This is a genomic window from Photobacterium sp. DNB22_13_2, from assembly GCF_052873915.1.
Genome location: NZ_JBNNXU010000001.1, coordinates 306,758 through 331,625, shown reverse-complemented (window position 1 = coordinate 331,625; position 24,868 = coordinate 306,758). Strand labels below are relative to the sequence as shown.

General features: G+C 48.3%; 22 protein-coding genes. 15 read left to right on the top strand and 7 right to left on the bottom strand.

The features are described from left to right. The first annotated feature begins 172 nt into the window (after positions 1-172). From ACVA58_RS01440 to ACVA58_RS01415, 6 genes are all read left to right on the top strand, one after another. Positions 173-1,177: a membrane lipoprotein lipid attachment site-containing protein gene (locus tag ACVA58_RS01440; RefSeq protein ID WP_446508686.1), complete on the top strand. Its 1,005-nt coding sequence runs from the start codon at positions 173-175 to the stop codon at positions 1,175-1,177. Between the two features lie 348 nt (positions 1,178-1,525). Further along, complete coding sequence (locus tag ACVA58_RS01435) at positions 1,526-2,311, top strand: tetratricopeptide repeat protein (protein WP_446508685.1); 786 nt, start codon at positions 1,526-1,528, stop codon at positions 2,309-2,311. Between the two features lie 214 nt (positions 2,312-2,525). Further along, positions 2,526-2,699, top strand: a complete 174-nt coding sequence (gene torE / locus ACVA58_RS01430) for a trimethylamine N-oxide reductase system protein TorE (RefSeq protein WP_428651848.1) — start codon at positions 2,526-2,528, stop codon at positions 2,697-2,699. A gap of 60 nt (positions 2,700-2,759) precedes the next feature. Beyond that, entirely contained in the window at positions 2,760-3,944 is a 1,185-nt protein-coding gene (torC, locus tag ACVA58_RS01425; protein WP_446508684.1) for a pentaheme c-type cytochrome TorC, read from the top strand. A gap of 23 nt (positions 3,945-3,967) precedes the next feature. Further along, on the top strand, positions 3,968-6,457 hold the full coding sequence (gene torA / locus ACVA58_RS01420) for a trimethylamine-N-oxide reductase TorA (protein ID WP_446508683.1): 2,490 nt from the start codon (positions 3,968-3,970) through the stop codon (positions 6,455-6,457). A 228-nt stretch (positions 6,458-6,685) separates the two neighbouring features. Continuing rightward, positions 6,686-7,126 (top strand): group II truncated hemoglobin, encoded by a 441-nt coding sequence (locus tag ACVA58_RS01415; RefSeq protein WP_446508682.1) that lies wholly within the window; start codon positions 6,686-6,688, stop codon positions 7,124-7,126. A gap of 10 nt (positions 7,127-7,136) precedes the next feature. Here the strand turns inward: ACVA58_RS01415 and ACVA58_RS01410 are convergent, their stop codons facing one another. The 3 genes from ACVA58_RS01410 to ACVA58_RS01400 are packed head-to-tail and all read right to left on the bottom strand — an operon-like array spanning position 7,137 to position 10,040. Beyond that, positions 7,137-7,880 carry a LutC/YkgG family protein gene (locus tag ACVA58_RS01410; protein ID WP_446508681.1) on the bottom strand — a complete coding sequence of 248 codons (744 nt, stop codon included), beginning with the start codon at positions 7,878-7,880 and terminating at the stop codon, positions 7,137-7,139. Positions 7,881-7,882: 2 nt separating this feature from the next. Next, positions 7,883-9,307 carry a LutB/LldF family L-lactate oxidation iron-sulfur protein gene (locus tag ACVA58_RS01405; RefSeq protein ID WP_446508680.1) on the bottom strand — a complete coding sequence of 475 codons (1,425 nt, stop codon included), beginning with the start codon at positions 9,305-9,307 and terminating at the stop codon, positions 7,883-7,885. Positions 9,308-9,320: 13 nt separating this feature from the next. Further along, positions 9,321-10,040, bottom strand: coding sequence for a (Fe-S)-binding protein (locus ACVA58_RS01400; RefSeq protein ID WP_446508679.1), 720 nt, complete (start codon positions 10,038-10,040; stop codon positions 9,321-9,323). Between the two features lie 536 nt (positions 10,041-10,576). On the opposite strand from ACVA58_RS01400, the gene ACVA58_RS01395 reads away from it, so the two are divergent. Continuing rightward, a complete protein-coding gene (locus ACVA58_RS01395) occupies positions 10,577-11,365 on the top strand; it encodes a TSUP family transporter (protein WP_446508678.1) in 789 nt (262 codons plus the stop codon). A gap of 15 nt (positions 11,366-11,380) precedes the next feature. Here the strand turns inward: ACVA58_RS01395 and ACVA58_RS01390 are convergent, their stop codons facing one another. Further along, positions 11,381-12,091 carry an aspartate/glutamate racemase family protein gene (locus tag ACVA58_RS01390; RefSeq protein WP_446508677.1) on the bottom strand — a complete coding sequence of 237 codons (711 nt, stop codon included), beginning with the start codon at positions 12,089-12,091 and terminating at the stop codon, positions 11,381-11,383. Between the two features lie 206 nt (positions 12,092-12,297). Between ACVA58_RS01390 and ACVA58_RS01385 the strand changes: the two genes are divergently transcribed. Then, entirely contained in the window at positions 12,298-13,188 is an 891-nt protein-coding gene (locus ACVA58_RS01385; RefSeq protein WP_446508676.1) for a LysR substrate-binding domain-containing protein, read from the top strand. 85 nt (positions 13,189-13,273) lie between these two features. On the opposite strand, the gene ACVA58_RS01380 is transcribed toward ACVA58_RS01385, so the two are convergent. Then, entirely contained in the window at positions 13,274-14,575 is a 1,302-nt protein-coding gene (locus ACVA58_RS01380) for an anaerobic C4-dicarboxylate transporter (RefSeq protein ID WP_446508675.1), read from the bottom strand. 367 nt (positions 14,576-14,942) lie between these two features. Between ACVA58_RS01380 and ACVA58_RS01375 the strand changes: the two genes are divergently transcribed. Continuing rightward, positions 14,943-15,713 (top strand): TSUP family transporter, encoded by a 771-nt coding sequence (locus tag ACVA58_RS01375; protein ID WP_446508674.1) that lies wholly within the window; start codon positions 14,943-14,945, stop codon positions 15,711-15,713. On the opposite strand, the gene ACVA58_RS01370 is transcribed toward ACVA58_RS01375, so the two are convergent. Both ACVA58_RS01370 and ACVA58_RS01365 read right to left on the bottom strand, forming a co-directional pair. Beyond that, positions 15,673-16,518, bottom strand: a complete 846-nt coding sequence (locus ACVA58_RS01370) for a LysR family transcriptional regulator (RefSeq protein ID WP_446508673.1) — start codon at positions 16,516-16,518, stop codon at positions 15,673-15,675. The two genes, ACVA58_RS01375 and ACVA58_RS01370, sit on opposite strands and share 41 nt — an antisense overlap. Positions 16,519-16,540: 22 nt before the next feature. Further along, positions 16,541-17,032: a MarR family winged helix-turn-helix transcriptional regulator gene (locus ACVA58_RS01365; RefSeq protein ID WP_446508672.1), complete on the bottom strand. Its 492-nt coding sequence runs from the start codon at positions 17,030-17,032 to the stop codon at positions 16,541-16,543. 235 nt (positions 17,033-17,267) lie between these two features. On the opposite strand from ACVA58_RS01365, the gene ACVA58_RS01360 reads away from it, so the two are divergent. The 6 genes from ACVA58_RS01360 (at position 17,268) to ACVA58_RS01335 (ending at position 24,791) form a co-directional block, all read left to right on the top strand. Further along, positions 17,268-18,530 (top strand): imelysin family protein, encoded by a 1,263-nt coding sequence (locus ACVA58_RS01360; RefSeq protein WP_446508982.1) that lies wholly within the window; start codon positions 17,268-17,270, stop codon positions 18,528-18,530. A gap of 81 nt (positions 18,531-18,611) precedes the next feature. Continuing rightward, entirely contained in the window at positions 18,612-20,045 is a 1,434-nt protein-coding gene (locus tag ACVA58_RS01355; RefSeq protein ID WP_446508671.1) for a di-heme oxidoreductase family protein, read from the top strand. 10 nt (positions 20,046-20,055) lie between these two features. Next, positions 20,056-21,063, top strand: coding sequence for an imelysin family protein (locus ACVA58_RS01350; RefSeq protein ID WP_446508670.1), 1,008 nt, complete (start codon positions 20,056-20,058; stop codon positions 21,061-21,063). Next, positions 21,044-22,186 (top strand): DUF1513 domain-containing protein, encoded by a 1,143-nt coding sequence (locus tag ACVA58_RS01345; RefSeq protein WP_446508669.1) that lies wholly within the window; start codon positions 21,044-21,046, stop codon positions 22,184-22,186. Before ACVA58_RS01350 ends, ACVA58_RS01345 begins: the two co-directional genes overlap by 20 nt. Before the next feature lie 193 nt (positions 22,187-22,379). Further along, positions 22,380-24,062, top strand: coding sequence for a L,D-transpeptidase family protein (locus ACVA58_RS01340; protein WP_446508668.1), 1,683 nt, complete (start codon positions 22,380-22,382; stop codon positions 24,060-24,062). A 174-nt stretch (positions 24,063-24,236) separates the two neighbouring features. Beyond that, positions 24,237-24,791 (top strand): DUF882 domain-containing protein, encoded by a 555-nt coding sequence (locus ACVA58_RS01335; protein WP_446508667.1) that lies wholly within the window; start codon positions 24,237-24,239, stop codon positions 24,789-24,791. Positions 24,792-24,868: the final 77 nt, after the last annotated feature.

Sequence of the window (24,868 nt, the reverse complement as noted above, 5' to 3'; positions counted from 1 at the left end):
CGCCTAAAATTTTAACTGTCAGATTCGGCCACTAGCCTGCTTGAACGAGACGGGGCTTTGCTAGCTGCCTCGGATTGTTCCGGTATGGTGCACAAATACATAACCAAACATTAAGCGGCCAGCATATTGGTTTGGTACAGGCCAGATTTTCTTTTGTCGTAGGGGTGATGACATGAAAAAAATAATTTTACCAGTGCTCGCCACGCTCATTGTGGCCGGGTGTAGTGATTCAGATGGGGCTGCTTCAACATTGGCAAACAATGATGCAGCACCGAACCAGGATGATGGTTCTACAGTACCTGTATCGGTGGATGTGTCTATACCACCTACAGAGGTACCAAAGGGGGCAGATGATCTTCAGGCTTGTGTGGCGATTGATGCGGTGCAGGTAACGGATTTAGCCGGGACTATCGTGGAATGGACGACCAAGAGTATGACTGACCCTTATGGGGTTAACTCTACTCAGTGTATTCCGGCCGACTCAGAAATCCCGGTAGATAACGATGGTTATCCTAAGTTCATCGTTATCGATTTGTATGATATCACTGGCGTTGATCTCGCCAACCTGATTTCAGAACAGCTATTACCTGTGGGTGAATACACAGGCATGGCCCTTTCAATCCTGCAAGGAAGCTACGGTGACTTCCTTGATACACCGTATTCTTATGTCGGCAACCCGGTCGACAAAATGAAGATGGATATCGTTGATGATCTAACGTTTGACGGCTTGGATATTAACATCGATGTGCCAACCACCTTTACCATGACATTTGACCTAAAGAGCATGATTCAGCTCATTGAGCAAGCCTATTACCTGAAAAATGAAGGTTTCAAGGTGGTAGACAATATCACGGCAGGAACCTTGTTTGGTGATATCGATGTGTCATCGTGTAGCACTTCGGTAAAAGATGCATATGTTTATCTATATGAAGCTGACTCTCCAGAATACGGCGATTTAGGTTCGGATTATCCACCGTTTAAAACTGCCAAGGTTAGTGACGACAACGGTTATGAAATGAAGTATGTGCCGGAAGGGAACTACGATGTGGTGCTGGTGTGTGATGCGCTGTTAGATTTACCGAATCAAATCGATCTGGATCTTGACCTTGATGGTGAATCTACGAAATATGAAAACCAGTACATCAAAGCCGGTGATGAGCATTATCGTAACCTGTAATTGATGTAAGTACTTATATAACAGACACAATATGAACAACAGCCAGACAATGTCTGGCTGTTGTCATTTATAGGGCAATAAAGCACGGGTCCCCACATATTGTGCTGCTATCAAGCCCTTATTCAGCTAATACCCGTATCTTATAGCCTATAGAAATCGGATCTATATCTCATTTTTGATTTTTGATTATATTTATTTGTCAGCGTTAAGTTGCTGACAGCAGTAATATTAACCCCGTATGTCACCCTTTCTGGTCTCAGTAGTCTCCTTTCTTGTGGTTGTTTTTTGACCGCCATTTCTTTAAATTCCCTAACCATAAACCGCAAACGCTTTGAAAGAGACTGAGATATGCCAGCTACTAAGACCCTGAAAAACGTTGTATTCGGTGCCATTTTCGGCCTAGTTGCTTTCGGCGCAACCACAGCCCATGCTTCAATTACCACTTCTCCTGAGCACCACCTGCTATCAACCCTGAACTATGTAGAGCTTGAAGCTGAGCAGGGTGATAAGAATATGCAGCTATTTTTAGGGCGCGCGTACCTTGAAGGCAGCAATGGCCTAAAAGCGGATCCGCTAAAAGGCATGTATTGGTTGGAAAAAGCCGCGGTAGATATGCCAGAAGTTAAAACCTTGATTGGCGATTTGTTTAAGAAAGGTGAGGTGCTGCCTCGTGATAATGAGCAGGCCTTGCATTGGTACTCGGCAGCTGCCAATGAAGGTGACGTATCTGCAATGGTTGAGCTTGGTATGTACTATGCGTCAGGCGCAACAGGTTCAACTGATTGTGCCAATGCAATTAAGTGGTTCAACGAAGCAGCAAACGGCGGTTCATTGGAGTCAAAGCGTAACCTAGTATGGCTATATGCAACGTGTTCTGATGAGCGTATGCGTGATGGTGATCGTGCATTGAAATTGGCCAAGCAGGTATTGAGTCGTAACGGTACCGGTGATGCCGGTGACTACGATAACCTTGCTGCTGCCTATGCCGCCTGTGGTGAATTCCGCCGCGCAATTGAAGCCCAGCAAACGGCAATCGGTAAACTGCAAGAGCCAGAAGGTCAGCGTTATGCAAACTTCGAACAGCGTTTGAAACTATACCAACAAAACCAAACCATCTACAGTGCTTCATTGTAATTGGCTGATAAATATAGAACAAGTATAAAAAAAAGGTGCCAAGTGGCACCTTTTTTTTGTGCTTATTTTTACCCTCGTCACTAATCCTTCATTTTAATTACCAATCATGGGTCCAGTTTCAATCCTTAACTATACTTACTGAAATTAGCTCTTAAGGATTAGGTATAGCCTTATTTAAGAGACAGATAAGAAAAATGGTAGAAGGAAAAAAGCAATGAGCAACCCTGAATCCGTCAGTGACAAAGAGAAAGCCAAATATGAATGGCGCTCTTTTTTGTTTATCACCATTTTTTTGTTTCCCATATTAGCCGTTGCCATCGTCGGTGGTTACGGCTTCATCGTGTGGGCGATGCAGGTGTTTTTGCTTGGGCCTCCAGGCCACGGGTGATATCAATTGCCGAAATATGAACGCCAGGGCAATGAGCAAAGGATGATATAGGTAAACACTATGATGAGTGCTTTGAAAAAACTGTGGGCGACATTTTGGCGTCCAGCAGTACATATAAGTTTGGGCGTATTGACTCTTGGTGGGTTTATCGCCGGGGTCATTTTTTGGGGGGGCTTTAACACCGCCCTTGAACTAACTAATACAGAGAAATTCTGTATCGGCTGCCATGAAATGCGTGACAACGTGTATGAGGAGTTGCAGCAAACGGTTCATTGGTCAAATCACTCAGGTGTGAGGGCAACCTGCCCAGATTGTCATGTTCCTCATAATTGGACTGATAAAATCGCTCGTAAGATGCAAGCCAGTAAAGAGGTTTACGGCGCAATTTTTGGAACGATCAATACCCGTGAAAAATTTTTGGAAAAACGTCTAGAACTTGCCAACCACGAGTGGGAGCGATTTGCATCCAATGGTTCGCTAGAATGTAAAAACTGCCATGACTACGACAGTATGAAATGGGATGAAATGTCTGATCTAGCTCGTACTCAGATGCAGCAAGCGGCTGAGCGGGATCAAAGCTGTATCGATTGCCACAAAGGGATAGCACACGAACTGCCTGGTAATATGAATCTCTCTGGCGGTATGGTCCAGCAGTTGGTTCAGAGAGCCGGCAATACTTCCTTCAAAGAAGGGGAGAATTATTTCAGTGTCCGTTACCTCCCTATGTATGAAGATGAAGCGCTGACCATCGATGGCGGAGAGCTTAATCCTGCTTCCGAAGTGAAGGTAGTGCAGGTCAAAGACAATGCGGTTCAGGTGGAAATCGCCGGTTGGCGCAAAACCAAGGGCTTTGGCCGGGTGATTAATGAGGACTTCGGCCTAAATATCCCAACCGCTGCATTGAGTAAAGATGCGGCGTTGAGCGATACATTGGTTGAGAAATTTGAAGAGAAAGAAGATGAGTTAACCGGTTTGGGCTGGCAGCGAGTAACGGTGAAACTGTGGATGCCAAAAGAGTCATTGCTTGATGATGTGGAAACAATATGGTCTGAAGCGAGACCTGCCTATAACAACAACTGTAGTACTTGTCATACACAGCCTGCGGAAAATCACTTCGACGCGAACACATGGCCAGGCATGTTTAACGGTATGTTGGCTTTCGTCAATCTAGACCGTGATAGTGAAGCCTTAGTGCTTAAATACCTACAGAAACATTCGTCAGATTTTTCTGATGGTGGCCATTAAAAGAAGCGAAGCGAGGTAAGAACATGTCTCTGAGTCGACGTCAATTTCTAACCGGGCTGGTCACAACGAGTGCCGTTGGTGTTATTGGCCCCAGTTTACTTACATCCGTCGCCCGTGCTGCCGAGGAGGTGTCGTCTCCTTACCCGGCAGATGGGATTTGGAAAACAACCGGGTCTCATTGGGGTGCATTTCGCGCTAAGATTTATAACGGCAAGGTTACCGAAATCAAACCGTTAGAGCGAGATAAGTACCCGACCGATATGATTAACGGGGTCAAAGGGATCATCTATAACCCATCCCGGGTCCGTTATCCGATGATTCGTTTAGATTGGCTCAAGAAGCACAAGTATAGCGGTGATACCCGCGGCAATAATCGCTTTGTCCGTGTAACGTGGGATGAAGCATTAGACATTTTCTATGATGAGTTAGAGCGGATCCAAAAAGATTATGGCCCTTGGGCACTGCATGCTGGGATGACTGGCTGGCGTCAAACCGGTCAGTTCCATAGCTGTGGTAACCACATGCAACGTGCTGTGGGTATGCACGGTAACTTCATGACCAAGGTCGGGGATTATTCGACCGGTGCCGGCCAGACGATCATGCCTTATGTACTGGGTTCAACCGAGGTGTATGCCCAGGGGACTTCTTGGCCTGATATTCTTACCAACAGTAAAACGGTCGTACTGTGGGCTAATGATCCAATTAAGAACACTCAAGTAGGTTGGCAGTGCGAAACCCACGACTCCTATATGTACTATGAGCAACTCAAAGACAAGATCGCCAAGGGGGAGATCAAAGTGATCTCGGTGGATCCGGTGAAATCGAAAAGCCAAAACTATTTTGGCTGCGATCAGCTTTATGTCAATCCCCAGACCGATGTGCCATTCATGCTAGCTATCGCACATACCCTGTATAAAGAAGAATTGTACGATAAAGAATTCATCGACACCTATGCCTTGGGCTTCGATGAATTTATCCCTTATGTACTGGGTGAATCGAAGGACAATGTAGAGAAAACCCCTGAATGGGCGGAGCCTATTTGTGGTGTGAAAGCCGATGATATCCGTGAGTTTGCTCGTTTGCTGGCCAGTGACCGTACCCAGTTGATCTTTGGTTGGGCGGTGCAGCGTCAGCAACACGGTGAACAGCCATATTGGATGGGTGCGGTGATCGCAACCATGCTGGGTCAGATTGGCTTGCCGGGTGGTGGTATTTCCTACTCTCATCATTACAGCGGGGTGGGGATTCCACCGACTGGAGCCGCAGGGCCGGGTGGTTTCCCACGTAATGTTGACGAAGGCAAAAAGCCGAAATGGGATAACTCGGACTTCAAGGGGTATAGCAGGACGATTCCTGTTGCTCGTTGGATCGATGCGATTCTCGAGCCGGGTAAAGAGATCAATTATAACGGCGCGAAGGTGATACTGCCTGATACCAAGATGCTGGTGGTCAGTGGTTGTAACCCTTGGCACCACCACCAAGATCGGAACCGGATGAAGACCGCGTTCCAGAAGTTGCAAACTGTGGTGACGATTGATTTTGCTTGGACGGCCACCTGTCGCTTCTCTGATATTGTGTTGCCTGCCTGCACCCAGTTTGAACGAAATGATATCGACTTGTATGGGGCGTATTCGGGTACAGGGATCCTCGCCATGCACAAACTGGTGGATCCGCTTTACCAATCACGAACGGATTTCGACATCTTTACCGATTTCTGTCGCCGATTTGGGCGCAATAAAGAATACACTCGCGGCATGGACGAGATGGAATGGGTTCGCTCACTTTATGATGAATGCCGTGAAGCCAATAAGGCCAACTTTAAAATGCCGGAATTCGATGAGTTCTGGGAAGTGGGGCAAGCGGGTTGGGTCGACTTTGGTGAGGGCAAGAACTTTGTCCGTCATGCTGATTTCCGTGAAGACCCAGAAATCAATCCGTTGGGGACGCCGTCAGGGTTTATTGAAATTTACAGCCGTAAGATTGCTAGTTATAACTACGAGCACTGTCAGGGGCACCCGATGTGGTTTGAGAAAGCCGAGAGATCTCATGGTGGTCCAGGTTCAGACAAGCACCCGCTCTGGTTACAATCCTGTCACCCCGATAAGCGATTACATTCGCAGATGTGTGAGTCGGACGAATACCGTGCTACCTATGCGGTACAAGGCCGCGAACCTGTGTATATCAGCCCAGAGGATGCTAAATCCAGAGGGATCAGCGACGGTGACTTAGTTAGGGTATTTAACGACCGTGGCCAGTTATTGGCTGGTGCGGTGGTATCCCCAGATTACCCACCTGGTGTGATCCGTATTCATGAAGGGGCTTGGTATGGGCCGCTTAATGAGAAAATAGGGGCTATTGATACCTACGGTGATCCAAATACCCTAACCATGGATGTGGGGTCGTCCGAACTGGCTCAGGCAACCAGTGCGAATACTGTGGTGGCGGATATCGAAAAATTCAAAGGAGAAGTACCGCCGGTTACCGCATTCGGTGGGCCGATAATTGAGTCTTGATAAAATTGTCACCGTGTAAAAAATAAGGCCACCAATAAGGTGGCCTTATTTCTGTATACCCAAGTTACTTCAAGGTGCAGGGCTCAGGAGGTTGTCAGCTCATGCAAGGCGAAGATTTGCAGGAATGGCATTCTCTTTTAAAAAGCGTCTACAACACAGCACTAGTCAGCAATTATTCCGTATAATTAGTCTATTGATATGTCAGATAGTTGTAAGTTGTAGATAGACATGAAGCCATACAGACCCAATGATTACATCGTCCAAGAAAAAACAGCACCCGATTACACGGTAGCGGAGAATGCTTTCAACGCAGCTGGTGGTGAAGAGGGGATCAGGACACTAGTTGAGTCATTTTATCGTCACATGGATACCTTGCCACAAGCGAGCAAGGTAAGGCAGATGCATGGCGAAGATCTCAGTGAGTCGATAGATAAGCTCACTACCTTTCTTATTGGCTGGATTGGCGGCCCTGCGCGGTACGAAGAAAAATTTGGCAGGATGAACCTTCCTGGCGCACATCGTCACCTTGCAATTGGTGTTTCAGAGAAAGAAATGTGGTTGCACTGTATGCAAAAGGCACTCGAAGAGCAGGGGTATGACGAACTGTTCATTCGTCATGTCATGGTTCAGTTGTCATTCCCTGCTGAAATGTGCCGTAATCGCACGTAAGGTTTTATAGCTACACATCATCAATGATGATATAGGTAGCATGGATCGGGCCGTGAACTCCGACAACCTTGATAAGCTCAATATCGGCGGTAGAGCTCGGTCCGGAGATAAAGTTCACGCACGAGGGTAGTCTTTCCCCTTGTTGGGCTTTCTTGTGCAGCTCGGCTGTTGCTTGAGTTAAGCGGGCTACTAGTGCACTTTTGGGTACCACAAACACCGAGGATTCAGGCAGTAGGCTAATCGCTCTACCTTGTGCAGGTTGACTATACAGTACCATGGTGCCAGATTCCGCTAACGCTTGTTCAGCATAGACAATCCCTACTTTTGCTCGCTCGGCGATCTCGATATTCGGTCCATAGCCTAGTTGGGTATTCCATACATGGACAATATGATCATCAGTATCGAGTTGTTCGGGCTCAAACAATTCAAGTAATCGCGGATCGGCAGAAACCAAGGTTTCATTCGGTGCCTTTGACTGGCTGATAGTGGTTTCATCATTGCAATAATCGGCACACACTTGGCGTAAAGACTCGGTCAGGCCTTCCTTAGTGGTGACCAGGGCTTGGGCCCCTAGTGCCTTGCGGGTGTAATCAATCAGGATATGTTTTAGTTGGTCACTGTTTTTTCCCGCCATGACCTCGTGGTGGCACGTATAGCGCAGTGATGGACGTTCAACAGGCTTGATTTGTCGTGGACGCCCCAGTTTGGCGGCGATGTTATCGAGAAAGCGCTCGCGGTTGATGATATCGCTCATGTTCAAGACTCCGGGGTAAATTGTCTGTTTCTAAACCAGCTGCGGAATGATTGGCCGTCAGGCTGAGGCAGGTCCCTCGCTTCCGTCCACTCTCCAACTGCACCGACCTGCAGTGGTAATTTGCCATTTCGGATCAGGCCGCTGGCCATTGTTGCCCCAACCCTCACCGTTTTATCCCACAACAGTGGCCGGGCATTGATGATGTTAAATGCCGCTACACTCATTCGCTCTGATAGTGGGGTGATACCTTGCTCTGCCATTTTCTGACGATGCTTCAACAGTAGGTCGGATAATGGGATCTTGACTGGGCATACATCATGGCAAGCCTTGCACAGGCTACAGGCATAAGGGAGCTCTTTGAAATCGTCATACCCTCCGAGCAGTGGCGATAGCACAGCACCAATTGGCCCTGAATAAATCGAGCCATAGGATTGTCCACCAATATGGCGGTAGGCCGGGCAGGTATTAACACATGCAGCGCAGCGAATACAGCGCAGGATGTCTTTAAACTCAGAGCCTAAAATATCAGAGCGACCATTATCAACGATGACTAAATGGAACTCTTCCGGACCGTCGAGGTGGTCACTTTCGCGAGGGCCAGTTAACGCCGTTACGTAGCCGGTAAGAGGTTGGCCAACCGCACTTCGGCATAGCAGGCTGATAACAATATCCAACTCTTCAAAGGTCGGTACGATCCGTTCCATCCCCATTACCGCAATATGGGTTTTGGGTAAGCTGGTGGCAAGACGGGCATTCCCTTCGTTGGTAACCAGTGTCACGGTACCCGACTCGGCAACGGCGAAATTACAACCGGTAATACCGATGTCAGCTTCCAGGAAGTCGTGGCGGATATATTCCCGGACGTAGCGAGTCAGTGCCTCAGGCTCTTCGCTGCCTTGGTAGCCAATATTATCGCGGAAGATATCACGGATCTGATAACGGTTTTTGTGCAGCGCCGGGACCACGATATGCGAGGGTGCATCGTAATCATCGACTTGCAGAATATATTCCCCGAGGTCTGTTTCAACAACATCACAACCGTTGCGTTCTATCATTGCATTGAGGCTGATCTCTTCAGTGACCATCGACTTTGATTTGACGACTTTCTTGGCTTTCTTGTCCTTGATGATGGTCTCGATATAGTCCGTGGCTTCATCGGCTGTTTGGGCGAAGAACACCTTGCCGCTGTTACGGCTGACACTTTCGCTCAGTTGCTGAAGATAGTAATCAAGGTGTTCAAGCACATGGTTTCGAATGTCCATGCCCATTTCACGCCATTGTTCCCATTGGCCGAGCTTTTCTGCGGCGAGTTGGCGGTTAGTGAACATCCGGGTTTGGGCATTGGCGACCGATTCACGCATAAAGGTATCTTGCATTTGTACTTCTATACGCTGCTTGAAGTGGGTCGTACTGGTTTTCATCGACATGGTGTTTTCTCCCTCAGCGACTCATCAACACATCAACAATGTGCATGACCTTGATGGGTTTGCCTTCGCGGCTAATACGCCCCCCGATATTTATCAGGCAGCTGATATCTGCACCGATAAGATAGTCGGGTTCAACAGCTGAAATATGGCTGACTTTTTCTTTGACCATCTCACCGGAGATCTCTGACATCTTTACCGAGAAGGTCCCGCCGAATCCGCAGCATGTTTCTTGGTGGTTGATCGGGAGTAGGGTCAGCCCTTCAACTTGCTCTAGCAGTTTGAGGGGCTCTTCACGGACATTGAGTTTTCTGATCAGGCTGCATGAAGGGTGGTAAACGGCGCGGCCGTTAAGTTTGGCACCGACTTGGGTGACATCCAGTTGGTTGACGACAAACTGGGTGAGCTCGAAAAAACGATCGGCAATATTCTGAGCGCGGATGGCCCATTCTGGTTCATCAGCTAAGTATTCCGGGTAGCGCTTGATGGAGGCAACACAGGAGCCTGCAGGGGAAACAATCGGAAAATCGTTGGCTTCGAAAGCCATGATCAGATTCTTGATACCCTTTTTACTGTCATTGATGTAGCCACTATTGAGTGAAGGTTGGCCACAACAGCCTTGCTGTTCGGGAAATACAATTTCACAGCCGAGTTGCTCCAGCAGTAAAACACTTTTTTTGGCGACTTCTGCCTTGATGGTGTCGCACAGGCAGGTGGCGAAAAGATTGACCTTCATACTGGCTCCAGTGCTTGAGGTGACGTCGTTAGCGAACCTACGCGTCACTCTTTGTAATTTTGTTTACAAGGTGTAACGAAATGTTGTTGTAGGAAGAATATTGTAGGGAATCGTCGCTTATGCGCTACGTTTTTTTGTCAGCATTAATGCAAAAAACAACACAATTAACACCGTTAGAGGGAATGCTCGTTTTGATAGATAATCACTATGACTAATTAAAATAAAGACTTATGTTTACTTAGGCTAAAAGGGTGATATTCGATTAATCAACTTTTGGAAATAATGATTGTAGATCCCTGCACCAATCTTATGGTTAATTTTGGTGTGAAATTCCTACCCTTGTGTACGAAACAGAAATCCTCTTTATCTATCACTGATACCAATGTTTGTAAGTTAACTACAAAATCAGTGCTATAGGCTGAAAAAAGAAATTTAATTACTGAATGAAAATCCGTATTCTATCGGGCCTCTGACGCAGTTGAGCGTTTATAGGTGCTGGCTGGTTGCTGTGTTTTAACTTGGGTGTTGGGAATAGTATGGAATTTTCTTGGGAAATTATTGGGGCCCTGTTTGTGGTTGCTAGCCTCGCGGGCTTTATTGATGCCATCGCTGGCGGCGGAGGGATGCTTACTGTGCCGGCGCTATTAGCCGCTGGGATCCCTCCGGCTCAGGCATTGGCGACCAATAAATTGCAAAGTTCATTCGGCAGTTTCTCAGCCACCTTGTATTTTGTCCGTAATGGGTTGGTCAAGCTCAATGATATGCGTTTGGCAATAGGGTGTACGTTTGTTGGTTCTGCGGCAGGGGCACTGCTTGTTCAGTATATGGATGCCGGAACGTTAACCAAGGTGATTCCGGGCCTTTTGGTGGTGATTGCACTTTACTTCCTGTTTGCTCCTGATGCGGGTGAGGGGGGCGGCCATCCCAAACTAAGCGAGGTGGGGTTTGCTTTGACGGTAGGGACTGGTATTGGTTTTTATGATGGCTTTTTTGGACCGGGTACAGGTTCACTGTTTGCTGTCTGTTTTGTCGTGTTTGCCCAGTTGGGCATTGTTGAAGCAACCGCGAAAACCAAGGTATTAAATTTCACATCAAATTTTGCGGCGTTACTGTTTTTCATTTTTGCCGGCTTGCCCATTTGGGAAATCGGTTTAGTGATGGCGTTGGGTGGCTTTATGGGCGCACGGTTGGGGGCGAAAGTGGTGGTTACCAAAGGACGGAAATTGATCCGCCCCTTAGTGGTGATGGTATCGATGGTTATGGCCGTCAAGCTGCTGGCCGAACAGAACCCCCAATGGGTTGATACTATCGTTTCTTTTGTTTAGTTTTATTGTGCTCTGTTAGGCAACAAGTTCGGCCGAGTCGGCTGTTGCCCAATCAATACACGCTTTTGCCAAGATATTGAGTGAGTCCAAGCATTGCTCTGGCTGGTGAAATACCGTTTCTGCAAGAGCGACTGGGATTTCAGTACACCCCAAGATCACGGCATCAGCGCCTTGTGCGAGCAAGGTATCGAAGATCGGTTTCATTAAACGGTGCCCCTGTTCGACATCACCGGCTTTTACGGCATAGATCCCTGCCATTACTGCTTGTTGCTGGTCTTGATCTGGGGCAATGGCCGCAATTTGTTTTTGCGCCAGTTTGGTTTGATACATTCGGGTCGTCATAGTCGCCGTGGTGGCAAGAATACCGACTTTACGGTAGCCACGCTGTTGGGCTTCAGTAACAACACTGTCAAGAATGCTGATCATGTGTACCCGGCTGGAATTACTTAGTCGGGGATACCAGTAGTGCGCGGTATTACAAGGCATGACGATACATTCCGCCCCTGCTTGTTCGAGTTGCTCCATACCATGTTTCAGTGCTGGATAGGGATCATCGCCGTTACTGATCAGGAATGCGGTACGGTCGGGGATCTGAGGGTTATTACTAACCAGCATAGGAATATGTTGTTGATCACTGCTGGCAGGTGTCTGCGCGATAATTTTTTGCATGAACTCGACAGTGGCGAGTGGCCCCATTCCGCCCAATATACCTAATTTCCTGCTCATCTTATTGTTCCTACAGTATTTTCCACTGACTTCACTATAGGGGAGCGCTGTCGTTGTGAGAAATGCCGTTGCTGAGCCTGTCATGCAAAATCAGTATAGTGATGTGTCAAAATTGTGATCCCCATAGCTTGAAATAATTCTGTATACGCAATGTGTTTCGCTATACTGCGGTTGCTTCTGGTTAGGGATAAACGTGTTGTACTGTTATGAATATTGAAAGTAAGTGGTTGGAAGATTTTTTGGCGTTAGCCGAGGTGAGGAACTTCTCGCTGGCAGCGGAAAAACGCAATGTTACCCAGCCGGCATTCAGCCGTCGGATCAAAGCACTGGAGCAGACGGTTGGTGCTGAGTTAATCGATCGCAGCAAGACACCGGTAGCACTTACACCCAGTGGCCGGTTGTTCCGAATTACAGCCAGAACATTGATCAACCAGATGATGGATGGCGTGGGTCAACTGTCAGACCTGTCAAAACTGGGGGGAAACAATGTCCGTGTTGCGGCTGCCCATTCATTGGCAACCAGCCTTGTTCCATCCATCCAATCTGAACTACTGGCAGGCAAACATAAGCCTGTTTTGAGTGTTGAAGCGATCGATGTCGATGATGCGATAGAAGAGCTGCAAGAGGGAGGGTGTGACCTACTGCTCGCGTTCGATGATGAATTGCTACGTTTGCCGCCATACCAGTCTTTGCAAATTGGCCAAGCTGAACTACTGCCGGTATGTGCCTGCGACTGTGCAGGTAAACCGCTCTATAGGATCATCAGTAATAAGGAAGTGCCTTGGTTGGCGTACAGCCCGAGCTCTTACATGGGGCGTCAAGTTGAGGCAATTAGAGGGCAAGTCAACTTGCAACCTGTTTTTTTGTCATCAATGACGGACTTGCTGAAGTCATTAGTACTGCAAGGATTAGGTGTAGCATGGTTGCCGGATTACGCCATAAAGCACGAACTGGAAAGCGGGAAAGTCGCTATTGTTGGCGATGACTCACTTCGACTTCCTATTACCTATTACGCTTACCGTTACCAAGCCCGTTTGCACCCTGCTGGGGAGCAAGTATGGCAAGCGTTGCGTCTACATGCGGAAAAGCAGATGTAAAGTAGGAAGGCTGATAAAAATAGCGAAGCCCTGTCCGGTACTTCGCTATTTTTATTAGGCATTTTCTATTTTATTTATAGGTGTATTACACAATCATCGGTGCCAGCAGGAAACCACAAACCGTCGAGATGGCGACGCCAACTAAACCCGGCATCAGGAATGGGTGGTCAAAAATATTCTTGCCCATCCGGGTTGAGCCTGTCGAGTCGAACTCGATTGCCGCCAAAGAGGTTGGGTAGGTCGGCAGCACAAATACCCCAGTTACCGCGACGAATGAAGCTAGGATAGCCCAGTGAGGTACCTGTAAGCTCAATGCCAAAGGAATGATCAGTGGGGTTGTCGCGCCTTGTGATAGTAACAAAGTACAGGTGCCGAATAGTACCAATGACAACAGCATTGGGTAGGATTGTAACAAGGAGCCGGCGAAATCTTTGATTTCAGGCAAATATGCATTCACCATCGTTGAACCCATGGTGACGATACCGAGAATAACCGCCACAGAGCTCATGCCGGATCGGAATGTCGTGGTGCGGATGATTTTCTCCGGGTCAACTTTGCACAGCGGGACCATCAAACAAGCGACGGCGAACATCGAAACGATGATGATATCGCGGGTCGACATCATGCTACCGTCGGCGAAATGCGGGCGTAGTGTAGGAAAAGCGGCGTAGACAACAATGGCAATGGTGGCGAGAAGAAACAGCATGACAGAGTATTTTGCTTTCGGTGCTAAGGTAATGCTCTGCTGTTGTTTTTGCTCATGGGCTTGCTGGATGCGAGTAAGGTAAACGGGATCATCCTTAAGCTCACAGCCTTGGCGTGATGCAACGAAAGCGCCGACCATAGCGGCAATAAATGAGGCTGGAAGGCAAACGGCCATGATCTCAAGGAAGCTCACGCCCATCGGTTCCATGATGGAAATCATGGCAGCCATTGCCGCCGAGATAGGAGAGCCAGAGATGGCAACTTGCGAGGCGACCACAGCACCGGCCAGCGGGCGGGAAGGGCGGACGCCTATCTCTTTCGCCACTTCTGAAATAACCGGTAAGGTCGAAAATACGGTATATCCGGTTCCTGCCATGATGGTCATCAGCCAAGTGATCATCGGAGCCAGAAAGCAGATGTATTTTGGGTTACGGCGCATAAGGTTACCGGCATGGTGCACTAGCCAGTCCATACCGCCTGCAGCCTGCATGGTTGAAGCGGCGGTCACAACCGCCATTATGATCAGAATAACATTGACGGCGGGGGCACTGGGTTCAAGCCCAAAGCCGAGGGTTAAAATAGCTAACCCCAGACCTCCTGCGAGCCCGACACCAAGCCCACCCATCTTCAATCCCCAGTATATACAGCCTAATACCACTATCAGCTCTAATGCTACTAACATAATTTTTCCTGTCCGTTTGGAAGAGTTAAACCATAAAATCTTTGCGGGTATAGTGCTGAAACGGATTGAAGCTGTTAAATGCCAAATATTGCTTTTCCATAACGAATCGGCATAGCGGCAAGTTTGAAATTGAGACTGAGTTAACAGACTGGCGAGAATACTCTAAGAGTTGCACAAAATAATACCAAGAATTGATGATAAATTATGCGTTTTACGGAGTTAGAGACAACGACATGTATCGGTAATTTGTGAGATCGAATTGATTGATTCCAAACTGGAATGAGTTGTCGTCCGACGTTTCGCTATTCCGAGTTTGGTGTGAGTGGTATTTTCCTGCACTCAAAGAGTAACGAAGAGAAGTGAGTAAATGGAATTGTCATTGGAAGTATTAGGGCTGCTGTTTCTTGTCGCAGGGTTGGCGGGTTTTATCGATGCCATCGCCGGAGGAGGCGGGCTGCTAACGGTACCTGCGTTGCTCGCGGTGGGAGTGCCACCAACTCAAGCATTGGCAACCAATAAGTTACAGGGGTCATTTGGCAGTTTCTCGGCGTCGCTGTACTTCGTTCGTAATGGGTTGGTCAGTCTGCGTGAAATGCGCAATGCGATAGTGTTTACCTTCATTGGGGCAGCTGTCGGGGCTGAGTTAGTCCAACGTATTGATGCGGGGCTATTGACTCAGCTAATCCCTATCTTGCTGGTGTGCATCTCTCTGTATTTCTTATTCGCACCGCAGGTCGGACAGGGAGGCGGTACGCCGAAATTGTCGGAGAATGTTTTTGCTTTGACCGTGGGTACCAGTATCGGTTTCTACGATGGATTTTTTGGCCCAGGGGCGGGTGCACTGTATACCATCTGTTTTGTTGCTATCGCTCAGTTTGGTCTGGTAGAAGCGACCGCGCGAACTAAAATTCTGAACTTTACCTCGAATTTTGCGGCTTTGCTGTTTTTTATTTTTGCTGGTCTGCCTGTTTGGGAAATCGGGATTATCATGGCTGTCGGTGGGTTTATCGGGGCGAGAATGGGCGCTAAAGTTGTCATATCCAAGGGGCGTAAGCTAATTAGACCGATGGTGGTGATCACCTCGATGTGTATGGCGGCTAAATTGCTAGTCGAACAGAATCCGCAATGGTTTCAATAAGTCGGCGGATCCGAGTGGATTGGAAGCTCGTTTGGCGATAGCAAAGCTGGGCTGGACGGGTTAATTCATCAAGGAAAGGGAACTGGTGGCAGTGGTGAGGCGCTATTTTAAGGGTTCTAACAATTGAAATAGGCACCAATGCTGCTGCGACTCCGCCTAATGCAAGCTGAGCGGCGGCGGTATAGGAATCCATTTCCATTAGCGGAGCAATTCCTGCTTTTTGTAACGTACTCACTTGGTTGGCATTGGCCGGATTTTTTAGGTCATTAACCAATAACTGGGTGGGCTGTTGTTCAAGCGGTTGGTGGCTGACAACAGAAAACGGTTCGTCGAACAAATGGGTGACAGCCAGCCCGTGTTGCGGCGGTAAGTGGCCAGCACAGAACCCGACAGCCGCATCCCCAGATTGTACTTTCTCGACAATGACCGGAGTATGGTGAGTGCTTATGGCAAGGTACGGATCTTGTTGGATGTACTTACCCATAAAGGGGGCCAGATAGCCGGCAACTAGGGTTTCCGAACAAGCGATGTGAATAAGGGTATGATCATCAACATCGAGTTGATCAAAAATCTGCCCTTTTAATGCCTTGAAACCCGGCTCGACAGCAGCGATCAACTGAAGGGCATCGGCAGTAAGCTTGATACGTCGCCCATCAGGCTCAATAAGCTTCTTACCGATCCGCTTTTCCAGTTTGGCGATACGTTTGCTGACGGCGCTTTGGCTCAGGTACAAACGGCTGCCTGCCTTACTCATGGTACCTTCTTGCGCCAGTACCAGCAGCGTTTCTATACCTTCAAGTAACAATCGAAAATCCTATGCCGTACTGTCACGATTCTCGTTCTGTTTCTTGCTTGGTAATGCTACCAACTTCCAGCATGGCGGCAACGTCAAGGTGTTCGGCATTCATCATTGATGAAATGCGTTGTACAGAAGATAGCAGTAATGATTGCTCCCATTCTTCCAGGCGATGGAAGCGTGCAACGAAATCTTCTTGCAGCGGTTGCGGTGCTTTTGCCAACAATTCTTTTCCTTCCTCGGTGAGGTAGGCATGGACTTTACGTTTGTCCAGCTTGCTGCGCTCACGGACCACCAAATTACGCTTTTCCAACCGATCCAGAATAGTGGTTGCCGTTGCTTGGCTCATATTGGTGTTATTGGAAAGTTGACGGATAGTCACTTCGCCGGAGTCGCGTATCGCGCGCATCAACACCAGCTGCGGGCCTGTCAAACCAGCCAGTTTGTTCAATTTGCGGGAATGCAGATCGATCGCTCGGATGATTTGTCGCAGGGCAATCAAGACCTCTTCGTGCTTATCCATTTTACTCTCCTAATTAGTGCTCGGCGAAATTACATCAAACGGACGAAAGTTGGAAGCCTTACTTTTCATAATGTTGTCTCGATCTGATTTGTTATTGGATATAGATGCAATGTGTCGCTTAATAAAAAAAATTTACATTCAGTTACAAACTTAGTTATCATTATCGTAACAATAATAATTATCACTTGTATTATTGTTTGTGGTTATAAAACAGCTTTCACATGGATGAATAAATATAATGAAGACTCAATTTCCTCGTAACTTAATTATGGTTACATTTTTGGTAACGCCAGCGATGGTTAGCGCCACGACAGTTTCCAAGCAAGAGGTTGTATCCCACTATGCTGATCTCGCTCACAGTGTATATAGTGACTCACTAACGTCTGCGCAAGGCTTGGATAAAGCCATTGATGCGTTTATTGCGTCTCCTACACAACAAAGCCTAGATAAGGCACGTATAGCTTGGAAGGCCGCGCGTGTGCCTTATCAGCAATCTGAGGTGTTTCGCTTTGGTAACTCGGTTGTTGATGATTGGGAAGGTCAGCTTAACGCATGGCCGCTTGATGAGGGCTTGATCGATTATGTGGCGGATGATTACCAGTATGAACTCGGTAATGAAGGTGCCAAGGCTAATATTGTGGCCAGCAAGTCTGTTCAAGTAGGTAATCAACAGCTTGATACCGCTAAGATCACGCCTGAGTTATTGGCTGAACTCAACGAAATCGGTGGCTCGGAAGCCAATGTGGCGACGGGTTATCATGCGATTGAGTTTTTGTTGTGGGGCCAAGATCTCAACGGTACTAAATCGGGGGCCGGTCAGCGGCAGTACACTGATTTTGCTTATGGTGAAGCGTGCACCAATGGTCATTGTGAGCGCCGTCGTGAATACCTCAAAGCGGCATCGGTACTGCTGCAAAATGATTTGAGCTGGATGACCCAGCAGTGGTCTGCGGAAGTTGACGATAATTATCGTGCAGAGTTGTTGGCTGATTCGGCGGATAACGGTTTGCGTAAGATGCTGTTTGGTATGGGCTCATTATCACTTGGTGAACTGGCTGGTGAGCGGATGAAAGTGGCTCTGGAAGCAAACTCTACCGAAGATGAGCATGATTGCTTCTCGGACAATACCCACAACTCTCACTACTATAACGAGCAGGGGATCTACAACGTTTATACCGGTACCTACAAGCGTGTGAATGGCACCTTGGTATCAGGTCCGAGCATCCATGACCTCGTCGCTAATAAAGACAAAGAAGCGGCAGCGGCTATTCAGGCTGAGTTCGATCGCGCTCGTAGTCAGGTTTATACCTTGGTTGAATCTGCAGAGAAACAAGATCAAGCGTTTGATCAACTTATCGCCGCGGGTAACCAGGCGGGTAACGCGTTGGTGAACGAATCAATCATGGCACTGGTTAAGCAGACCGAGAGCATCGAGCAGGCAGCGTCAATTATCGGAGTAAGCAACCTTAACCCTGATACGGCTGATCACCAGTTCTAATGTGGAAACGCATATCACCATAGACAAAGGGCTCGGGTGAGCCCTTTCGTCATCATAATAATTATACTTTGAGCGATGAAAATGACGTTGTCCTTCAATATATTTGCAGCGGGAGTGCTGCTCTCAACCGTATTCTCTTTTTCGGTGTTTGCCCAAACGAAAGAGACTCCTCTGTCGGCAGAAGATATTCTGGCGATGAAATCTGGTGGGGAGACGACCGTCAGAAAAAACGGTGCCAATGCCTTTTCCCTTCCAGCGGCCAACTTACCTCTCTCAAAGCGGTTAGATTTCAGCGTCGGTAACAGTTTTTTCCGTAACCCTTGGGTACAAGCGCCGGCAACAACCGATGCCCGTGATGGCTTGGGTCCGCTATTCAATACTAATGGCTGCCAAAACTGCCATATTAAAGATGGCCGTGGCCACCCGCCGCAAGATGGGGATACCAACGCGGTGTCGATGCTGGTCCGTTTGAGTATTCCGGCCCAAACCGCTGAGCAGAAGCAAGCCATTATTAAAAACGGGGTGATTCCTGAGCCGATTTATGGCGGTCAGTTACAAGACTTCTCACTATCTGGCGCCAAGCCAGAAGGGCAAATCCAACTTATTTATCAAGAGATATCGATAAAAATGGCTGATGGTGAAGTCGTTACCTTGCGTCAGCCGCAATTATCGATTGCCGATTTGCAGTATGGCCCAATGCATCCGCAAGTGATGATGTCAGCCCGGGTAGCCCCACCGATGATTGGCCTTGGTTTACTTGAGCTTATCCCTGAGCATACCTTAGAGCAGATTGCCAAAGAGCAACGAGCTGAAGCAAAAGGTATTTCAGGAAAACTCAATCGGGTTTGGGATGTCGAAGCACAGACATTTGCTGTAGGACGTTTTGGCTGGAAAGCCGGGCAGCCAAGCTTGATGCAGCAGAATGCGGCGGCATTCAATGGCGACCTTGGCCTGACGAGTGAACTGTTTCCGGTCGAGAATTGTTCGTCGCTACAATCGGTATGTGATGAACTGCCTAATGGTGGTAAGCCAGAGGTGAGTCGTAATGTCCTGACATTTGTTGAGTTCTACTCTCGTCATTTAGCCGTGCCGGCTCGTCGCAATGTCAATGATCCACAGGTGATCAAAGGTGAAGCGCTGTTTGCCGAGGTGGGCTGCCAAAGCTGTCATGTCACTCAAATCAAAACAGCGACGACGACCGATTCCCCTGCATTATCTGAACAGTTAATTAATCCTTATACCGATTTGCTACTCCATGATATGGGGGAAGGGTTGGCAGACAGCCGCGGAGAATACCTTGCCGATGGCCAAGAGTGGCGAACAGCACCACTATGGGGTTTAGGGTATACCCAGGAAGTTAACGGTCATACCAACTTGCTTCATGATGGTCGTGCCCGCAATGTGATGGAAGCGATTCTTTGGCATGGTGGTGAAGCCCAGCAAAGCCGTGAACAGGTCGTCGCACTTTCCAAGTCAGACCGAGAGGCATTGGTTGCCTTTCTTCATTCATTATAAGGAGAGTGGTGTGAATAATTGTGCTTTTGCATTAGCGTTCTTGTCGACAGCACTGTTGGTTGGCTGTAACAGTGATGCCAACAAGACGAGTCAAACCATTCACCAGCAACACCTAGCCGCCGCCAATCAGTTTTATGCTACGGCGAGTGGGCTGAACACTTCGATGACTGCGCTGTGCCAGAAAGACGTTACCGCATCGTTGGAAACGGTACAGCAGGCTTGGATTCATACCATGCAGAGCTGGATGTCGTTTCAAGGTCGAGAAAAAGGTAGTGAAGCGGCGCTGGCGCTCAGTTGGCAAATCCAATTTTGGCCAGATAAGAAAAACACCACAGGGCGCAAGCTGGATCAGTTGTTGAAACAGGATAATGCGTGGGCAGCCGATGATCTTACCAGCCAAAGTGTTGCGGTTCAGGGGCTGGGTGCTGCTGAATGGTTTTTATATGACAACCCGCAAGTACTGCAGTCAACGGAAGGCTGTCAGTTGGCCGAGGCGGTGACGGCTCATATCAAACAGAGCGGTGATGCATTGGTGAGGGCATGGCAAGAAAATCCATGGCAAGCCATGACGCCTGAGCTTGCTCTAGGGGAGTATCTTGGGTCGTTGAACAATCAGCTTGATTACAGCATTAAGAAGTTGCAACGACCAATGGGTCAGCCTGGTAGCCCTAAGCCCTATCAGGCTGAGTCATGGCGGTCTGGTACCTCAATGGTGAACCTAAAGGCCAGTGTAGCCGCCATGCAGCAATTGTATCTTGCTGGTGGGCACGGTCTGGATCAGCTGTTACGTCACAAAGGCTATGCAGAAACAGCTGACCGCCTCGTTGACCAATTTACCAATTTGCTGGCCGCTTGGCCCCAAGAACCTTCAATGACCAGCATGCTCAAAAGTCGTGAGGGTTACCGTGAGCTGATCGCTATTTTTAATGGACTGGAGTATATCCAGCTAACGCTGCAAGACGAGGTCGCTCCTGAGTTGGGTATCGTAGTGGGGTTCAATGCAACCGATGGTGACTGATCAAACGCGGCGCCGGTTGTTACTCGGCGCATTGGGTGGTGTCGCTCTCCGGCCTTTGTCTGCCATCGTGGCGGTAAGTCCCTTGCTTGGTGGCTGTACGAGTGCCGTCAATTCAGCCAATGCAGGGCAAGCTGCAATTATCGGTTGTAGCCGCCAAACCACTGGTAGCTACAGTGTGGTAGTTGCTCGTGATGATGGCTCAGCGCTGTATCAAATGCCGCTGCCTGATCGCGGTCATGGGGTGGCCCTGCAACCGAACGGATCCTTGGCGGCGGCATTTAGTCGTCGGCCGGGCAGCTATTTACAGGTCTTCGATTATCGTCAAGGTCGGGCTTGGCCGCTTTACGTTGCTCCTGCCAATCGCCATTTTTATGGGCATGGCGTATTTTCCCCTGATGGCAAGTACCTCTACGCCACTGAAGGGGTTCGTCAAACCAGTCAAGGCATCATTGGAATCTACGAGGTGGGCAGCTTGGTATCAGGACGGCTTGAGAAGGTTGCAGAGTTTAGTGGGTTCGGGATCGGGCCACACGAAGTGGTACTGGCTGATGATCAAACGTTGGCCATTGGTGTCGGTGGTGTTCACACCCGCGGCCGGACACCGCTGAATCTAGACAGCATGCAACCCGCGCTTGTCTATCTGGACCGAATAACCGGGGAAGAGGTCGATAGGGCCGTATTGGCCGATAAGCAGCTAAGCATTCGCCATTTGAGTGTGACCGATAGTGGTGAGATCGCTTGCGGGCAACAATATCGAGGTCTTTCTGACGATGCCGCTCCGCTAGTGGCGCTCCATCGCAAGGGGGAGGGTGAAACGCTTAAATCGTTGTTGGCCAGAGAAGAGCAGTGGCTGCGCTTCAACCATTATATTGCCAGCATTGCTAGTCTGGATGGCTATCTATTGGCAACCTCTCCCCGCGGTAATTGTTATGGGATTTGGCATGAGGCCAGTCGTGAGCTGATTGAGTTGTGCCCTTTGGTTGATGCTTCTGGGGTCGGTGTCCAGAGCGGGAAATGGTTAGTTGGCTCGGGCGCAGGAAAAGTTTTATCGATTAATCCTCCGAAGGAGGTAACCATGATGCAAAGTCGTGTAATGTGGGATAACCACTGGAATATTATCTGAAATGAAAGGGGCGGCAATTTAACCATCTAAGTACAATTGGTAGATTGTTGTCCTATATATAGCAAAATATGTCAAATATCCTGACAACTGTCAGGATTTGAAACATTACCAACTGGTAATGACGGCTAAATTTAGTCCGTTATAGATCAAACTTGCCATAATTATGATAACGGCAATGAGGAGTCAGTTGGTAATGTTAACGCTCAGTCGTGTAGGGCTTGTCCTAATGTGTGTCTTCTCTCAGGTGAACCATGCTGAGGAAGAGGCCTGGCCGGTACAGCCATTATCTGCAAGAGATCAACTGGAGCAGCAGTTCTCCGATGATATCCTGCAGCAGAAGAAAGCCCGTCAATGGGTACATGAAGTTGCCAACGATATAGCGGCCATTCGTTATATTGATGAGCTGGCAGACCTGTACCAGAGTATTGGCTTTGTTCCGCTGTGGCAGGATACCTTTACTGCCAGTGATTTCGAGCAGCAGCTACGCATGGTGGTGCTGTCGAATATCAGTAGTGATTTCAACCGCCGCTATTCACTTCTCCAGCATTACAAACAAGCAAACGACTGGCGGCAGTATGATCTGTTGGCTACCGATACGCTGTTTGCCTATATGAGTTACGTCGAGGGGATCCCATCTTACGGTAAAGGGTGGTTATTTGGTGCAGGGGTTGATCCCCAATTACCAATGCCGTCTGAAACGACCTTATCCCGGTTGTACAATGCAATTGATACCGAGCGATTGCGTTTTTATGTCAATAGCCTCAAACCTGATGACGAAAACTACACCCGCTTGTTATTGGCTATCGATGCACTCGAGCCAGCAGCTAACGATAACTGGCCTGGGTTCTATCAACCAGGGATTATCCGACTTGGTACTCGGTTGAAAAACCCGGATTCGCTTATCACCACATTGGAGACTTTGGGGGATTTACGTGACTTCGAAGCTGATCAGATCCGTGCTGCAGGGGTGCGAACCTATAACGTAGACCTAGCCAATGCAGTGAAGAGTTTCCAGCGCCGTCACGGGCTGAAAGTCGATGGGGCAATTGGCCCGCAAACACGTCAATGGCTGGCGATATCACCTAAGTCCCGTATTCGTGTTCTAGCCCTTAATGCCCAGCGTACCCGGTTATGGCCTTCGGACGCCTCGTCACTGCTGGTGGTCAATATTCCTAATTACGAGTTAAGCCTGTGGCTCAATGATAGGCATGTACTTGATAGTAAAGTGATTGTTGGCCGGCCTAGTCGTAGAACACCGCTAATGACAACCAATGTGTCATCTGTGGTATTCAATCCGTACTGGAATGTTCCTATGTCGATAATGCGCAAGGACATTTTACCGAAGGCACGAAGAGACAGAGGGTATTTGCACCGCAATGGTTTCGCGGTGATCCGAAGCTGGCAAAGCTCTGAGCAGATCCCTATCCATACTATTGACTGGCGTATCGTTAATGCCAAATCTTTTCCATACCGGTTACGGCAAAAACCGGGTAATAGAAATGCACTGGGTCGATTTAAGTTCAACATGCCCAATGATCACGCCGTTTATTTACATGACACGCCTTCCAAGAGCCTGTTCGCCAAAGAGACGAGGGCATTCAGTTCGGGGTGTGTCAGGGTAGAGCAGGCTGGAAACTTAGCAATGATTTTACTCAATCATTCTGGCGTGACGGAGCAGCGGGTAAATCAGCTCAAGGCACGTACGAAAACCAAGACAGTTGGCCTGTCCAATAAGGTGAAAATACAGGTGATCTACCAGACCGCATGGGTTGATAATGATGGCTTGGTAAACTATCGGAACGATGTTTACGACTATGACAAGTTTATCGCCATGTCGCAAAACCAAGAATTATTTACATCTCTTTACACTGAATAAAATGCTTTTACGTCAATAATTAGGCAGCTTTTGGATAAAAAGCTGCCGTTTTTTTGTCATTTCAAGGTTTGACTGAACAATATCTGAACGTTATCTTGCTTCTCCATTAAGGGAGCCCGGCTGGGGTTGCGTGACAAAGCCTGAAAAAGGCAAGAAGTTAGTTGTTGTTGAGTTATGTCTGAAATTGATTACAAGCGCCGTCAGTTACTGGCTGCTGGTGGAGTAGCGCTTGGGGCATGTTTATTGCCAAGTTGGGCGGTAGCAAGTCCGTATAAAGCAGGGAGTGCTCGCCAGATATCGTTGCACAATATACATACCAGTGAAGATCTCGAAACCGAGTACTTCAACGGTAAGTTATATGTCAAAGAAGAATTACAGAAAATTAACCATATTTGCCGAGACTTCAGGCGTAATGAAGTCGCGCATATGGACCGCCGTTTATTTGATGCGATCACCGAGATCCAAGCTGGTCTAGGCCACAAAGGGCAGGTACGGGTCATTTCAGGCTACCGTTCTCCAGCGACCAATAAAGCGCTGCAGAAAAATGGCGGTGTTGCGACAAAGAGCTATCATATGAAAGGTCAGGCCATCGACTTCAATCTAGAAGGTGTCTCTCTGTCACGGATCCGTAATGCCGCACTTGAAATGCGCCTCGGTGGTGTAGGATATTATCCTCGTAGCGGATTCGTCCATATTGATACGGGTCCTGTACGTCGCTGGAATGGGTGATTACCCTGTCAGCATACGCTTGGAAGCAAACTGAATAATTACAAAGCCGACACTGCCTCCCTCTCTTGGTAGCTGTC